The following is a 14,736-nucleotide window of genomic DNA, read 5'->3' as shown; positions in this document are numbered from 1 at the left end:
GGTTGGCGCCGACAGCGCCGTGCACCAAGGCAGACGTGATCCCGTAAGTGCTGGTCAGCCGCCGATGGGTAACCCGATCGAGTAAGGCTCAGGCGTCGAAGACGTGCGCTTGCCCGCTAACGCTCAGCGCCACCACGTCGCCGGCCGCGAGCAAGTCCGGCCCGCTGCCGCGCAGCACGATCGGCGGGCACCGTGCGGCGGACGGTCCCTCGGGGCCGCTGCGAAGCTGGACGGTGACCGTCGAGAACGGCCCGCCGAACTCGACGTCGAGAATGTCGGCCAGCGCAAGGCCCGCCGCATGCTCGGGTCGCGGCGCGATCGACACCTGCTCGCGCCGCAGCATGATTTCGGCCGGTCCGCTCCGCTCGGGCTGGTCGACGGGCAGCCGCCCGAGCGCGCAATCGGCGGCGCCCCCGGAAAGCACGGCCGAAAGGATGATGGCATCGCCCAGAAACCGCGCCGTCATCGCATCACACGGCCGCAGATACAGCTCGCGGGGGCTGCCGACCTGCTGCAGCAGCCCGTCGCGCATCACCGCCACCTGGTCGGCGAAAGACAGCGCCTCCGCCTGATCGTGGGTGACGAGGATGGTGGTGATGCCGGCCGCCGAGAGCAGATCGCCGACGGCCTTGCGGGTCTGCGCGCGCAGGCCGGTGTCGAGGGCGGAGAACGGCTCGTCGAGCAGCATGAGTTTCGGCTGCAGCGCCAGCGCGCGGGCGAGCGCCACCCGCTGCTGCTGGCCGCCGGAGAGCTCGTCCGGCCGCCGCTTCAGCATCGCCCGGTCGAGGCCCACCATATCGACCAGCCCGTCGATCCGCGCCGCGCGGCCCTCGGCGTTGCGGGGAAGGCCGAAACCGATGTTGTCGGCAATGCTGAGATGGGGGAACAGCGAGCCGTCCTGCGTGACGATGCCGATTCCCCTCCGGTGCGCCGGCACCGCGCTCGGCCCGTCCGCCAAGAGCACGTCGCCGAGCGTGACCCGCCCGGCATCCGGCACCTCGAAGCCCGCGACGAGGCGCAGCAGCGTCGTCTTGCCGGAGCCGGAGGGGCCGACGATGGCGGTCCGGCTGCCGCTGGCGACGCGCAGGTCGACGCCGCCAAGGGCCTGGACCTGCCCGTAGCGCTTGGCGAGGGATTGCAGTCGAAGCACGGTCACCGTCCCGCCGTCCGTTGCGAATGGGTATAGAGCAACCAGGTCATCGGCAGCGAGAACAGGATCATCAGCAGGGCATAGGGCGCGGCCGCGGCATAGTCGATCTCGCTCGACAGCGCCCAGAAGGCGGTAGCGAGCGTGCGGGTGCCGTTGGGCGCCAGCATCTGCGTCGCCGTCAGCTCGTTGGTGATGCCGAGCGCGACCAGCACCATGCCGGCCCCCGCCCCCGGCGCGGCCAGCCGGATGGTCGTCGCGAAGATCGCGCGGGCGGGCGAGCGGCCAAGGCTGGCTGCCGCCTGCTCCAACTCGACCGGCGCCTGCGCGATGCTCGCCCGCAGCGCCACCAGCGCCCGCGGCAGGAACATCAGCGTATAGGCGAGGAGGATGGTCGCGACGGTCTGGTAGAGCGGCAGCGCCACCTTGACGGTGACCGTCACCAGCGCCAGCGCCACGACGACGCCGGGCAGCGCACCGACGATGTAATTGCAGCCCTCCAGCCCGCGCTGCAGCCGGCCGGGCGCGCGGATCGACAGCCAAGCGATCGGGATCGCCGACAGCGTCGCCAGAACCCCGCCTGCCAGTGCCAGCAGCAGCGTCTGACCGAGCGCTGCGGAAATCTGCGGCAGCCGCCAGACCTCAACGCCGCCGGCGATCAGCCAGCGCGTCAGCGTCACCAGCGGCACGCCGAGCGCCAGCAGCGTCGTTGCCACCGGCAGCAGCAGCCACAGCGCGGTCGCCCGGCCGAGGCGCGTGCGCGTCGCCGGCCGCGCCGCGCCGGCGCCGAGCCGGGCATAGCGCGCGGTGCCGCGACAGGAGGCGTCGAGCGCCAGGAGGGCAAAGCATAGGGCGACCAGCACGCCGGCCAGCATGTTGGCGGCCGGGCCATTATAGCTCGACTGGAACTGGTCCATGATCGCGGTGGTGAAGGTGTCGAAGCGGATGAAGACGTAGAGCCCGTATTCGGCAAGGAGATGTAGCCCGACGAGGAGCGCGCCGCCGGCGATGGCGAGCCGCATTTGCGGCAGCACGACCCGGAAGAAGACGCGCACCGGCGACAGGCCAAGGGCGGCCGCGGTGTCCTCGAGGCCGGGATCGAGGCGCCGGAGCGCTGCCGAGATCGGCAGGTACAGGAAGGGGAAATAGGCGATCACCGAGACCAGCACGCCGGCGAACAGCCCGTTGAGGCCCGGCACCAGGCTGATCCAGGCATAGGAGTGGACGAAGGCCGGCACCGCCAGCGGCGCCACCGCCAGCCAGGCGAACAGCCGCGCGCCCGGCAGGTCGCTGCGCTCGGTCAACCAGGCGAGCGCCAGCGCCAGCACGGTCGAGATCGGCACGGTCAGCCCGAGCAGCAGCAGCGTGTTGACGAGCAGCTCGCCGACCCGCGGCCGGAAAATCATCGCCGAGGCCGTCTCCCAGCCGGTGTCGACGCCGACATAGAGGATGAAGCCGAGCGGCAGCAGCGAGACCGAGGCGACGAGGACGGCGAGGAGAGCGATCCAGAACCGCCGGGGCAGCCGCAGCGCCATGCCGCCGTGCCCGCCATCACCACGGACGGCAGGGGCGTTGTCTTCGGGCAAGGAGCGCGTTGATACGGACAAACGGACCGGCTTGGCTGGAGGGAAACACGGCTTCCCGGGATCACCCGCGGCATAGCGCATGCCGAGGGAAAATGTGAGGGTGCGGCGAAGGTTTTAACGCCGCACCGCCCGGCGGCTGCCGGACGGTGCGGGGTTCAGGGCTGCCGCCGCGGCTCCATTTTGACCGGGCAGACGGGCTGCGCCGGACAGACGGGCTCAGAGCAGGCCGGCCACCGTCATCAGCTCGGTCACCTTCTTGCTGTCGAGGGTCGAGGCCTCGACCTTCGGCGCCTGCAGGTCGGCGAGCGGCGTCAGTTTCGGGTTCGATTCGGCGCCGTTCCCGACGGCGTATTCGAACGAGGTGCCGTTCTTCAACACGTCCTGGCCGGCCTTGCCGGTGACGTATTTCAGGAAGGCCTGGGCCTCCTTCGGATGCTTGCTGGAGGCCAGCACGCCGCCGCCGGAGACGCTGACGAAGGCGCCCGGATCCTCATTGCGGAAGTAGTGCAGCTTGACGTTCTTGGAGTTCTCGCCGGTCTTGGCCTGATCGCCGAACCAGTAATAGTGGTAGATCACCGCGCCATCGACCTCGCCGGCGTTCACCGCCTTCATCGCCGTGCTGTTGCCGCGATAGGCGACGAAGTTCGTCTTCATCGCCTTCAGCCAGTCGGCGGTCGCCGCCTCGCCCTTCAGCTGCAGCAGCGCGCCGACGATGGCCTGGAAGTCGGCGCCCGACGGCGAGGCGGCCCAGGCGCCTTGCCATTTCGGATCGGCGAGATCGACCATCGACTTCGGCAGGTCGGCCTCGGTCACCTTGTTGGTGTTGTAGGCAAAGACCGTGCTGCGCGCGGCGATGCCGACCCATTTGCCGTCGGCCGGGCGGTAGCTCTCGGGCACCTGCGCCAGCGTCTCGGCATCGACGGGGGCGAACAGGCCCGCACCGTCGACCAGCGCCATGGCGGGCGAATTCTCGGTCAGGAACACGTCGGCCGAGGACGCCGCGCCTTCCTGGACGATCTGGTTGCCGATCTCGGTATCGCTGCCCTGGCGAAGCGTCACCTTGATGCCGGTTTCCTTGGTGAAGCCGTCGACCCATTCCTGGGTGAGGCTCTCATGCTGGGCATTGTAGACCACGATGCCAGCGGCATCCTGGGCAAGACCGGCGGTCGAATAGCCGGAAAGGCCGATGGCAAGCGTCGCCAGGCTGGCGAAGCCGGAGAGAGAAGATCTCATGCTGACATCCTATGATTTTCCTGTACCCCCGCAGTCACGGAGCCATCGCTCAATGCTCACGCACCACGCTCCAAGTCAAACACGATGTTTTAGAATGGTTTTAAGGAAACATCGGATTCGAAGCGGAGCGTCGTAACACTGACTACTTTATATTTTGATGTTATGGCAGCAAAACCTAGGGATGATCGTTTTTTTATTTACGTCTCGAGCATAGCTCGAAAGCTCTATAGGGACCGACGCAGCCTCCATTCATCCCTGTTTGTAGCCGCCACACTTCCAGGGCATGCGGTGACAAAGTCGTGAAGCGCGACGCCACGTGCCGTCTTGCCTTCCCGCGCGGGAGGGGTGGCACTGGCATGAGACACGCTGTCGCAGCCGACGCTCAACGGAGAAACACATGCGCTCTCATCTCATCGCTTTCGGCCTCATTGTGTCCATGCTCTCGCTGCCGGCCGGGGCCGCGGAAGGACAAAACCTGCCCGCCGCCTGCAACGTCGCTGCCCATGCCGACATGCCGGGCATGAAGGGGATGGCCGCCGGAGAAGACCACGCAAACATGCCGGGCATGGACGGAATGGCCATGGGGAAAGAGGGCGATACCGCCGATCCGATGATGCAGATGCACCAAGGCATGATGGCATCGGCGGAGATCAAGGATCCCGATCTCGCCTTCAACTGCGGCATGATCGCCCATCACCAAGGGGCGATCGCCATGGCCGAGACGGAACTGAAGAACGGCAAGGACGATGTTTCGCGCAGACTGGCGGAGACGATCGTCGCCGCGCAGCGCGAAGAAATTGCCGCCATGACCCGGTGGATCGAACAGCGGCAGCCCTAGACCTTCTGCAACACAAGGCTCCCGCAGCAGATACGAAAAGGCCCGCTTGCCAGTGGCAAGCGGGCCTTTCGCAAAATGGCGACCCAGAGGCCTATTCGACGGAGATGACCTCACCGGAGACCCGGTCGACGACCACCTCGATATCGTCGCCGTTCCGATCCTTGCCCTCGATGTCGTAGTTCGAGCGGTCGCGCGTCACATCCTCGACTTCGCGCACGCCTTCCCCCTTGGCGATGCGGATGGCTTGGCGCTCGGTCAACTCGCGCGGGGTGCGGTCGCGGCGTTCCGGTCGCTCCTGTCGGTCCTGCCGCAGCTGGATGCCGTCACGGCCGAACTCAACCGACTGCGCCATGGCCGGCGCCGTCGATGCCAAAGCGATAAGGGCCATCAGCCCGGCGATCTTCCTGTTCTTCTGCATGCTTGCCTCCCGTTTCAGACGAATGATCTGACGGGATAATCCGTAGCCGAACAAAGAGGTTCCGCGGGCCACCGGCAGCGGCGACCTGTTGCGGGCGCGTCGCCTGAACAGAGGATCGAGCGTGCCCGCACGGCGATAATCGTCACCCGGCTTTCGCGGTCAACGACCCTCGTGTCTGGTCTTTTGGATATCATCGCTGGCGGCGGCAGCATCGCCGCCCACCGCAACCGGCTAGCGCAGTTGCGTCAGGCGCTTGGTCAGGTGCTTCTGCAGGCCGGACAGCTCGCGCATCAGGACCTGTGAATCCTCGGCCTTGGCAAATTCCGACAGGTCGGCGCCGACCTGGGCCCAGACGGCGCGGATGCGGTCCTGCGTCTCGAGGCCGGTGGGGGTGATCTTCACCATGGTCTTGCGGGCGTCGTTGGTATCGTTGACGCGGTCGACGAGGTTCTTCGCCACCAGGCGGTCCAGCATCTTGGAAACCGTCGGGGGACGGACCGAAAGCTTCTCCGCGAGCATCGCCACGCTGATCGGATTGGCCTCGTCGAGGGCGAGCATCGCCTCGTCCTGGCCGTTGTTGAGGCCGATTTCGGCCAGCTTGATCCCGAGAAGCGCCCGCACGGTCTTGGAGACCGACACCATCAGCTGCGTCACCTGCAGATCACGGTCCTCGTTCAGGAAGTCCGTTGCCACGGCTTCGGGATCAGCCTCGACTTCTCGTAAAAACATGGGAAACCTCCATAGCTGGCAAGCCAATTACGCGCTTAAACCAGCAAGATCAATGTAGTTATCGTACCGAAGCGTTAACTAGCTTTCGTCAAACCTAGGCACGCACACTTGCGCAGCACTGGATTTCCTGTCGGTACGCGAACCAAGTCGAAATGTTGCCGGCTACAGTTAACTGAAGCCTGCTAATGAATGACGCCAATTTGGGATGACGAAGCGTAATCTATAGATCGCCGTCAGTAATCTTCATGCTGTCGCTCCCGATTTGACGAAGACGGGGGCAAACGACTAATTTTTACTCAACGGTCTATCGCCAAGCCAGTTATTCAGCCGGCTAACTATTTAAGTCAGCTAATCACGCATGCATACTTTCAGTTCCCCTGGCAGACAACGTGTCGCTCACGAAAAAGTTTCCAACGCCCGCAAGTTTTTCCCATGCGCGATGGTCAGGAGCGCCTGAGTGATAGAGCGTGGGCGTGCCGACAATATGGCACGGGCGGGGCCTCAAGGCGGCCGCTGGACCAGATGGGCCCGATCAGGGTCTGATGTCTGTGTCGCTGCTGTTCTTGCGCCGGCCGACGCGCGGTGCGCAGTGCGCGCACGCACAGGGGCCAACGCACCCTCTTTCTCAGCAACCTTCGCGACTGGCCAGCCTGACAGGCCGAGAGCGAGCTGCGAAACCGGCCAAATTCGCGATCGGCGGGCAAAACCGAAGCGCGGGTCATCGGGCGTCGCAGTAAACGAGGACGCCCGACGGATGCCGTCTCTCGCCTGAACGGAGAGCGGCTTTTACAGATGGGGCGTCTCCACCCCATCGACGCAAGCTTTAGCGCTGCGCCTGCAAATAATCCTTGCCGGCGCGCGTCGCTTGCCAGCGGGTGTCGAGCTTCTCGATGAAGCCGAGCTGGCGCAGATCCGGGATCAGGCCGCTGTCCGGCATTTCGGCAGGGGCACGAACGAGTTTGACCAGGAGAGCGCGGCCCTCCGGCGTCATACGGGGCAAAGCCATGGAGATTGTCCTTGAAGGGCCGGGCAGATCGGGCGAAGCGACAGGGCTTCGCGGACCACGCTCGGGCCAGAAACGGCACCGGGGATCGGGCGCGCTGCAGAGGCGACGTCCGCCGAAGGCGAACGCGTCGCCTTCCTTAGCAGCTTGTCGACCCGGAGGCGAATCACTCAGCTGGGAAACGAGACCGTCACCGACCAGACGAAGTCGCGGCTCTTCCCCGGCGCCAGCAGAAGAAGCCCCGGCTTGTCGGCAAACTCCCCGTCCCAGCCGACCGGGCTCGCCATCGAGTACCAGGGTTCGACGCAGAGGAACGGCGCCCCTTTCGGCGCCGACCAAAGTCCAAGATCGCGATAGCCTTCCCAGGCAAAGGTGAGGCTGGCCTTTTCAAGCCCGTCCCCGCCGGAGGCGACATAGCGAAGCCCCCGGCTGGCGACGTCCGGCAGCACCAGGGCGTCGCGGGCGAAGAGCGACGTCGACAGCGCCAGCCGGCTTCCATCGAACGGCAGGGGTTTGGGCGGACCGAGCAGTCCTCCCTCGACCGACAAAGCCTGTCCCGTCTCGGTGGCGTCGAACTCGATGAAGTGATCGTCCTTCGCGACGCCCTCCACCAGCGGCCAGCGAAAGCCCGGATGCGCGCCGATGCCGCAGGGAAGGACGGACTCGCCCGGATTGGACACCCGCGTCGTCACGGTCAGCGTCTCGCCGGCGACGGCGTAGATCATCTCGAGCTCGAAAGCGAAGGGATAGCGTGCGCGGCTCTCGGCGCTGTCGGTGAGCCGGAGCACCGCACGCGCGTCGGTCTTTTCCACCCAGTCGAAACGGCTGTCGCGGGCAAATCCGTGCTGTGTCAGCGGAAATTCGGCGCCGCCGTGCCGCAGCGTGTCGCCGGCGAGGCGGCCGACGATCGGGAACAGCACCGGGGCATGCCGCGGCCATTCCGGACCCGCCTGCCACAGCAATTCGCCGCCGACGGCATGGGTGAGCCCGACCAGCTCGGCGCCCTCTGCCACGACGTTCGCCCGCAGCGTCTCGCTGCCGATCCCGTGCGCACCGCTCATTCCGCCACTCCCGCTGCTTCAGCCGTGTTCTAGGATGATTCGCCTGCCCGCTGCCAGACGGCGGGGAGCCGGCAGGCCGGCGGCCGTGTTTGCAACCACCGGTATGTCCAGAACCCTCTAAGCGGGATTTTCTGTCATCATCACTTCGAAGACGGCAATAATCACGCCGACGTGTCCGGCTATCGATGATCAAGGCGGCCGTTGAGCTTTGAACTGCTCTTTGACGTTGCCATAGGTCGGATCTTGCCGGAGTGTCATGCGACCGACCGCGGCAGCAGCCTATCGGAGTAGCATGTTTCGACTCTCATCCCTTGAACTGACCGGCCGGCGCATCCTGATCGTCGAGCCAGAAGACGGCATGGCCGAGCGCATGGCCTGCGAGATCCAGCAGTGCGGCGGCGTCACCGTCGGCAAGGTCCACGATGTCGAGAGCGCCCTGTCGCTGGTGACCACGCAGGCGGACGTCGACTGCGCCATGCTCGACATTCAGTTGCTCGCCGGGGCCGCCGTTCCGGTGATGTCGGCGCTCTCGAAACACTGCGTCGACCTCGTCTTCGTGTCCGGCCATGACGACTGGTTCGCCTGCGAACAATAGCAACGTCGACGCTCCTGCAGTGGCGAGAGCCGCCTGCCGGCTCCATGCTCCCGCCTGATACCCTCGAACCGCTCAGACCGAAGATCTATTCGCCCCGCCCATCCCCGGGCGCGGCAAGCCCCGGCGGATCCATCCGGTCCCGCAGGAGGGTCAAGACGTCGTTCAGGCGGTCGATCTGCGGCTTGCCGTCCGGTGGCTGCAGGTCGCGGTTGAGTTCCTCCCAGAGGCTGCGTACCGCCGCCTGCTTGGCAAGGCCTGCTGCGGTGAGCTGGATCATCGTCCGGCGAGGGTCGCGGGACATGCCGATGGTGTCGACGAGGCCCTTCTCCGCCAGTCCATCGAGCAGCAACACCACCTGCCGTGGCCGCAGATCCAGCTGGACGGCCAAGGCGGCGGCCGAGATCGGCGTCTTCTCGGCCAGCCCCATCAGAATCTCGTCCTGCCCGTTGCTGAGGCCGAGTTCGGCCAGCCGCAGCTGCAGCAGCGCCCTGATCGCCTGGCTGACGGAGACGAGCCGCTGCAGGAGGCCGGGCGATGATGACTCGACCCTCTCATTGCCGTTTGCGGCCGCTTCGATGCGCACTTCTCTCATACGCAAATGCTTCCCTCGTGAGGCGGCAAGTAACTTTCAAAATTCCACTAAAATCAACTCACTATTTTGTATCGAAACAGCATAGTGCAATTTTAAGTCAGTGAGCTGCAACTATCGGTAAGAGCCTCGAGAACTGAGTCTCGAAGGGGTAATCCTAAAGATATCTTGCAACCTCAAGTGCCGGATGACGGCGACACCGGCTGCCGCGCGGAAACGGCTTGCTGGACCACCTCGGTGATTTCGTCGAGCAGCCGCGTATCGTCGCCGGCGAGCCCCTCCATGCCGGCCATGCGGGCGATGGCGATGCCGGCGATGCGCTCCTCGACGGTCGCTTCGGCATAGGCGTAGTAGATCACCGCCCGCTGGCCGTCGCGGTGGCACCGCCCCTCGATCTGCTGCAGCTGGATGGCGCTGTGGCGCATGTCATGGATCACCAGCGCCCGCTCCCGGTCACCGCCCTCGACCTCACCCCGGTGCAGCGAGATCGATTCGGTGACGGTGAACAGCACCACATCGATCTGCCCCCGCTGAAAGGCGAGCCGTGTCGCCTCGTTCGCCTCGCCGGAATGGCCCCCATTGATCTCGCCGACCTTCCAGCCGCGGCCGGACAGCTTCTCCATCAGCAGCGTCGAGGTTTCGAGGAAGGCGACGGAGACGGCCACCTGCTCGTCGTTCTCGAGGAGATCGCTGACGAAGTCGGCGGTGCCGACTGTCCGGATGAGGCTCGCCTTCTGGCGAAAGCGAAGGTCCGCGGCCCAACCAGTCGGCTTACGCGTCGAGCCGCCGGCAAGCCCGATCTCGCGCCGGAACTCCCGCCAGGTGGCGTCGTAGAGCCGGAGGCTTTCGCCATCGAGCGCGGTCGGGGCGAGCTCCCGCTGCACTTCCGGCCAGCCGACGATCTGCTCGGGGCGCCGGCGCAGGCCGATCGCGCGCGGCCCCCGGTAAAGCAGGGCCGACATGGTCGCCCGGTCGGCCTCGTTCGGCTCCCAGCTCCAGTTCTTCCACCGTCCCTTGGCGCGGGCGATCTTCAGCGTCTTCATCAGCGCCCGGAAGGCATCCATGTCGTCGCCCTCCGCCGAGGTGGCAAAGGCCAGGAGCTTGCCGAGATAGGACAGCTCGAACGGCGACTGTCCGGCGGTGGCGCTGAGATAAAGCGCGAAGTCGGCGGCAGCGGCCACTTGCCGGCAGACGAGGCTCTGCTGCGAGGCGGGATTGCGGATCCGGTGGCTCTCGTCGATGACCACGATCGGCCAGCGCTTCTTCAACGTCCCGGATTTCGCCAGCTCGTTGTTCTTCGCCCGCACCGACTTTCGCTTGCTCGCCGCCGGCGGCGCCATCAGCGACTTCGTCCGCTCGAAGTTCAGGAAGGTCACGCGCTTGCCCGTCGGCGGCGAGCGGTCGATGGTCCGGCGCCATTGCGGGATCGCGCCTTTCGGGCAGATCACCAGCACCTCCGCCTCCGGCATGTCGGCGATGGCGAGCCAGGCCGACAGCGTCTTGCCGAGGCCCGTCAGGTCGCCGAGGAGGAAGCCCGGCCGGCCGGCGGCGCGGGCTGCAAGGATCGCGTCACGGGCCTCCAGCTGGTGCGGCCGCGGAACGAACGGCGCGGCCGCCGTGTCACACGTGAAACAATCGGGCGGGGTCAGCGGAAGATGGCCCGGAGCTCGTCGATCTTGTCGTTCACCAGCCAGCCATAATAGTTCTCTTCCGGCAGTCTCGGCGCCTCGCCACTGGCCACGCGCTGCTTGTTCTCCGCGGCAAGGGCGGCGGCGCGGCTGCGGGCATTGCCGACGTTGTAGAGCGTCGCGGTGACGCCGGGATTCTTCGAGATGTCCATGCCGGCGATGTCGCGGTAGGCCTTGATCGATCCCTGGATCACGGCGGCCATGTAGGCGAGCGACCGGTCGGGATCCATGATCGCCTGGTAGACCTCGGGCGCCTTGCCGGCCTCGAGCTCGGGATAGCCGGACACGCGGTGGACGACGTCGGAGAAGGTCAGCGCCGTCATCGGGTTCAGCTGCCCGAGGCCGAAGGTCTGCCCGGCATAGAAGGGCTGGAAGAACACCGCCCCGAAACGGTTGGCGGGAAACGCCGTGCCGCCGACGGTCTTGCCGCGGAAGGCGCGGTCGAACACCGCCTCGCGGCACGACCAGAGCTGCTCGTCATTGCCGCCGCAGCTCGCAAATTCCGGCCGCTTGACGAAGTCGGTGATGTCCTCGCCCTCATAAGCGAAGGCGACGCCAGACTGAAGGTAGCTCATCGCCTTGACGTAGTAGGTCTGCAGGCGGTCGATGGCGTCGACATTGTAGGTGTGCTCGCCGACCAGTGCGCCGACGATGTGCAAGGGATCGATGCCGTAATCGCTCGCCGCCTTGCGGATCTTGCCTTGCAGTTCGCGGTTGCCGGCGATGAGGTCGCGGATCTTCTCGTATTTGCGCTGATAGCTGGTCTTCAGCTGTTGGGTGCGGCGGGCGGAGGCGGCGGGAACGCCCGGCTGCTCGGCATTCCGGTTGCCCGGCGGCACCAGGGTCACCGCCGCGGCCGGCGTGGCGAGGAGGCAGAAGGCGATCAAAGCCAGCCAGAGGGGGCGGGCACTCCAGCACTGCATGATGACGGCTCTCGTGGAAAACCGGGATCATCCGGCGAGCGGCATTCTACGGGCCGGCCGGAAGGCTGTCGAGCGCTGCGCTGCCACAGGCGGCCCCGCACCCCACCGCCTCGCTTCCTCAGTCCTTCAGCGGGTCATGGCCCCAGTTCATCAGGGAATAGCGCCAGTGGGTATGGGTGACGTCGCCGTCCGGGCGCTGCTTGGCATGGCGCTTGATGTAGCCGACGACCTTGTCCATGTGGGCCCAGTCATCGTCGGAGAGATCCGCCTTCGCCGTGTGCTTGATGTCGACGATCCGCCGTCCGCTCTTGTGCCCGGTCGATTCACCGCCACCGTTCTCGCCGCTCGCGGCGGCGCCCGACTTGGTGTCGCCGACTTCCTTCGACTCGTCGGTCTCCAACCATTTCTCCAGCGTTGCCGGCGCCATGTTGACGAGGTCTCGCCAGTCTTTCCAGATGTCGTCGTGATCCTGCATCGCGTCCTCCTGCGGCGCTGAACGACGGCCGCAGGGACGGCGTTCCCGTCAGGCGTAGCGGGTGGGCACGGCGGTGCCGAACTTCAGCGTCTCCATCGAGATATAGGCCGACATCTCGAACAGCTCGATGCGCGCGACCAGACGCTTGTAGATGACGTCGTAGTGCTCGACGTTCGGGAGCACGATCTTCATGATGTAGTCGACATTGCCGGTCAGCCGGTAGACCTCGACGATCTCCGGGATCGCCGTCACCGCGGCGCGAAACTCGTCGAGCCAGCCGACGGCATGCTGAGATGTCTTCACCAGGACGAAGATAGTCGTCGGCAGGTTCATCACCTGCCGGTCGAGCAGCGCGACGCGGCGGGCGATGTGGCCGTCCGTCTCGAGCTTCTGGATGCGCCGCGAGCAAGCGGAAGCCGACAGCGCGACGCGCTCGCCGATCTCGGCCACCGGCATGTCGGCATTGTCCTGCAGGAGGGCGAGGATGGTCTGGTCGCGGTCGTCGATCATGCGATCACGATGCACGCCTCCCCACTAGCGCGCAAGCTGGATGCAGCCCATGACGATTTGATGCACATGCGTTGCGAGAAGGACCGGTAATTTCATGAACAACGCGCGCACGGCGCGGGAAAGACGCCGCATACTGGCCGTCGACAATCAGGGAGACGCGACGATGACCATCGGACTGATCGGCGGCATGAGCTGGGAATCGACGGCGGTCTACTACCGCATGCTGAACGAGGCGGCCCGGGCGGCGAGCGGCGGCCTCGCCTCCGCCGACATTCTCCTGCATTCGCTGGATTTTGCCGAAGTGGTGGCGCTGCAGAAGGCCGGCCGCTGGGATCTCTGCGCCAAGCTTCTCGCCGACAGCGCCCGGCGCCTCGAGGCTGGCGGTGCCGATTGCGTCGTGATCTGCACCAACACCATGCACCTCGTCGCCCCGGAAGTGTCGGCGGCCGTCGGCATCCCCGTCATCGACATCATCGCCGAGACCGGTGCCGCGCTGAAGGCCGCCGGCCGCACGAAGCCGCTGCTGCTGGCGACGCGCTACACCATGGAGCACGGCTTCTATGCCGACCGGATGCACGCCCGCCACGGCATCCGTCCGCTGGTGCCGGAGGCCGAGGACCGGGCGCTGGTGCATTCGGTGATCTTCGACGAACTCTGCCAGGGCCGGGTGCTCGGCGCCTCGCGCGCGGCGGTGCTCGACGTCATCGCCCGCGGCAAGGCGGCCGGCGCCGACAGCGTGATCCTCGGCTGCACCGAGATCTGCCTGCTGCTCGACCCCGACGCCCTTGAACTGCCGGGCTTCGACTCGACCACGATCCATGCGGCGGCGGCCCACCGCTTTGCAGCGCAGCAAAGCCAGCTTCGCGAACGCCTCAGCGCCTAACTATTTCTGAAGACGCGGCTTTTTGCTGCGCCGGCTTGTTGTGGATCTGCCATGTGCCGCTTCCTCGCCTATTCCGGAACACCCGTCTTCCTCGACCGCCTGCTGGTCCGGCCGCAGGCCTCGCTGATCTCGCAGTCGCTGGCCGCGCGCGAGGCGAAGACGGTGGTGAACGGCGATGGCTGCGGCGTCGGCTGGTATGGCGAGCTACCGGAACCCGGCCTCTACCGCGGCATCCTGCCGGCCTGGTCGGACTCCAACCTCGTCTCGCTCTGCACCCAGATAAAGTCGCGGCTGTTCCTCGCCCATGTGCGCGCGGCGACCTCCGGCGAGGTGTCGACCGCCAACTGCCATCCCTTTGCGGTCGGGCGGCACCTCTTCATGCACAACGGTCAGGTCGGCGGCTATGACCGCCTTCGCCGCCGCGTCGATGCCTTGATCCCCGACGCACTCTACCCCTTGCGCAAGGGCACCAGCGATTCCGAGGCGATCTTCCTTGCCGCCATGGGGCGCGGCCTCGACGCCGACCCCGTCGGCGCGATCACTTCGGTGCTCGCCGACATCGTCGCCACCGTCGGGGATACCGAGGCGCCGCTGCGCTTTGCCGCCGTCCACACCGACGGCGATACGCTCTACGCCTACCGCTGGGCGAGCGACGGCAAACCACCCTCGCTCTACTGGCGCAGCGAAGGCGACGGCCTCGTCATCGCCTCCGAACCTTGCGACGAGAATGCCGGCGTCTGGGGCCTCGTCCCTTCCGGCAGCGTGCTGGCGGTCGGGCCGGGACGGAGCGGCCGGATCAGCGCCCTGACGTTTCCCGCGAACGGCGCAAAGGGAAGCAAGGTCGCGTAAAACGGTGACGCGCCTTCTTCGCCCCTGCGGGGAGAAGTGGCCGGCATGCCGATGAGGGGCGGCAACGCCGCGCCGCGCGGGAGGTTCGGTCAGTGCTGCCGGGCGCAGCGCGCCTGCGCCGCCCCCTCATCCCGCTGCCGCGACCTTCTCTCCAGAGGGGAGAAGAAGCAGCGTCGGCCGCCGCGGCCGTCCGGTAACGGCGTTCAGTC

The 14,736-nt window shown here is 66.4% G+C and carries 16 protein-coding genes; 4 read left to right on the top strand and 12 right to left on the bottom strand.

From position 1 onward, the window contains the following. Window positions 1-88: 88 nt before the first annotated feature. The 3 genes from ACZLZY_RS12570 to ACZLZY_RS12560 all read right to left on the bottom strand — a co-directional run bounded on the left by ACZLZY_RS12570 (window position 89) and on the right by ACZLZY_RS12560 (window position 3,966). A complete protein-coding gene (locus ACZLZY_RS12570) occupies window positions 89-1,156 on the bottom strand; it encodes an ABC transporter ATP-binding protein (protein WP_472934262.1) in 1,068 nt (355 codons plus the stop codon). Next, window positions 1,153-2,682, bottom strand: coding sequence for an ABC transporter permease (locus tag ACZLZY_RS12565; protein WP_472934455.1), 1,530 nt, complete (start codon window positions 2,680-2,682; stop codon window positions 1,153-1,155). Before ACZLZY_RS12565 ends, ACZLZY_RS12570 begins: the two co-directional genes overlap by 4 nt. A 267-nt stretch (window positions 2,683-2,949) precedes the next feature. Further along, window positions 2,950-3,966, bottom strand: coding sequence for an iron ABC transporter substrate-binding protein (locus tag ACZLZY_RS12560; protein WP_472934261.1), 1,017 nt, complete (start codon window positions 3,964-3,966; stop codon window positions 2,950-2,952). Window positions 3,967-4,363: 397 nt separating this feature from the next. Between ACZLZY_RS12560 and copM the strand changes: the two genes are divergently transcribed. Next, window positions 4,364-4,804 (top strand): CopM family metallochaperone, encoded by a 441-nt coding sequence (gene copM, locus ACZLZY_RS12555; RefSeq protein ID WP_472934260.1) that lies wholly within the window; start codon window positions 4,364-4,366, stop codon window positions 4,802-4,804. Window positions 4,805-4,895: 91 nt separating this feature from the next. Here copM and ACZLZY_RS12550 read toward each other — a convergent pair whose 3' ends face one another. The 4 genes from ACZLZY_RS12550 to ACZLZY_RS12535 all read right to left on the bottom strand — a co-directional run bounded on the left by ACZLZY_RS12550 (window position 4,896) and on the right by ACZLZY_RS12535 (window position 8,015). Further along, the gene (locus tag ACZLZY_RS12550; RefSeq protein ID WP_472934259.1) at window positions 4,896-5,222 is read right to left on the bottom strand and encodes a PepSY domain-containing protein; all 327 of its coding nucleotides are present in this window, start codon (window positions 5,220-5,222) and stop codon (window positions 4,896-4,898) included. A 231-nt stretch (window positions 5,223-5,453) separates the two neighbouring features. Further along, window positions 5,454-5,951: a MarR family winged helix-turn-helix transcriptional regulator gene (locus ACZLZY_RS12545; protein WP_472934258.1), complete on the bottom strand. Its 498-nt coding sequence runs from the start codon at window positions 5,949-5,951 to the stop codon at window positions 5,454-5,456. Window positions 5,952-6,774: 823 nt separating this feature from the next. Next, window positions 6,775-6,957 (bottom strand): hypothetical protein, encoded by a 183-nt coding sequence (locus tag ACZLZY_RS12540; RefSeq protein ID WP_472934257.1) that lies wholly within the window; start codon window positions 6,955-6,957, stop codon window positions 6,775-6,777. 167 nt (window positions 6,958-7,124) lie between these two features. Further along, window positions 7,125-8,015 (bottom strand): aldose 1-epimerase family protein, encoded by an 891-nt coding sequence (locus ACZLZY_RS12535; RefSeq protein ID WP_472934256.1) that lies wholly within the window; start codon window positions 8,013-8,015, stop codon window positions 7,125-7,127. 292 nt (window positions 8,016-8,307) lie between these two features. On the opposite strand from ACZLZY_RS12535, the gene ACZLZY_RS12530 reads away from it, so the two are divergent. After that, window positions 8,308-8,610, top strand: coding sequence for a response regulator (locus ACZLZY_RS12530; protein WP_472934255.1), 303 nt, complete (start codon window positions 8,308-8,310; stop codon window positions 8,608-8,610). Window positions 8,611-8,695: 85 nt separating this feature from the next. Here the strand turns inward: ACZLZY_RS12530 and ACZLZY_RS12525 are convergent, their stop codons facing one another. From ACZLZY_RS12525 to ACZLZY_RS12505, 5 genes are all read right to left on the bottom strand, one after another. Then, window positions 8,696-9,202 (bottom strand): MarR family winged helix-turn-helix transcriptional regulator, encoded by a 507-nt coding sequence (locus tag ACZLZY_RS12525; protein WP_472934254.1) that lies wholly within the window; start codon window positions 9,200-9,202, stop codon window positions 8,696-8,698. A 173-nt stretch (window positions 9,203-9,375) separates the two neighbouring features. Then, window positions 9,376-10,848, bottom strand: a complete 1,473-nt coding sequence (locus ACZLZY_RS12520) for an SNF2-related protein (protein ID WP_472934454.1) — start codon at window positions 10,846-10,848, stop codon at window positions 9,376-9,378. Then, complete coding sequence (locus tag ACZLZY_RS12515; protein ID WP_472934253.1) at window positions 10,845-11,810, bottom strand: DUF1402 family protein; 966 nt, start codon at window positions 11,808-11,810, stop codon at window positions 10,845-10,847. Before ACZLZY_RS12515 ends, ACZLZY_RS12520 begins: the two co-directional genes overlap by 4 nt. 118 nt (window positions 11,811-11,928) lie before the next feature. Further along, window positions 11,929-12,285, bottom strand: coding sequence for a DUF3140 domain-containing protein (locus ACZLZY_RS12510; protein ID WP_472934252.1), 357 nt, complete (start codon window positions 12,283-12,285; stop codon window positions 11,929-11,931). Window positions 12,286-12,333: 48 nt separating this feature from the next. After that, a complete protein-coding gene (locus tag ACZLZY_RS12505) occupies window positions 12,334-12,795 on the bottom strand; it encodes an Lrp/AsnC family transcriptional regulator (RefSeq protein WP_472934251.1) in 462 nt (153 codons plus the stop codon). Between the two features lie 163 nt (window positions 12,796-12,958). Here ACZLZY_RS12505 and ACZLZY_RS12500 point away from each other — a divergent pair, with 163 nt between their 5' ends. Beyond that, window positions 12,959-13,678, top strand: a complete 720-nt coding sequence (locus ACZLZY_RS12500) for an aspartate/glutamate racemase family protein (protein ID WP_472934250.1) — start codon at window positions 12,959-12,961, stop codon at window positions 13,676-13,678. A 51-nt stretch (window positions 13,679-13,729) separates the two neighbouring features. After that, entirely contained in the window at window positions 13,730-14,527 is a 798-nt protein-coding gene (locus tag ACZLZY_RS12495) for a class II glutamine amidotransferase (RefSeq protein WP_472934249.1), read from the top strand. The last annotated feature ends 209 nt before the right edge of the window (window positions 14,528-14,736 follow it).

It is taken from the genome of Mesocryomonas lacus (genome assembly GCF_055730135.2).
The sequence above is the reverse complement of the archived record's forward strand: the minus strand, read 5'-3'. Positions and strand labels throughout refer to the sequence as shown.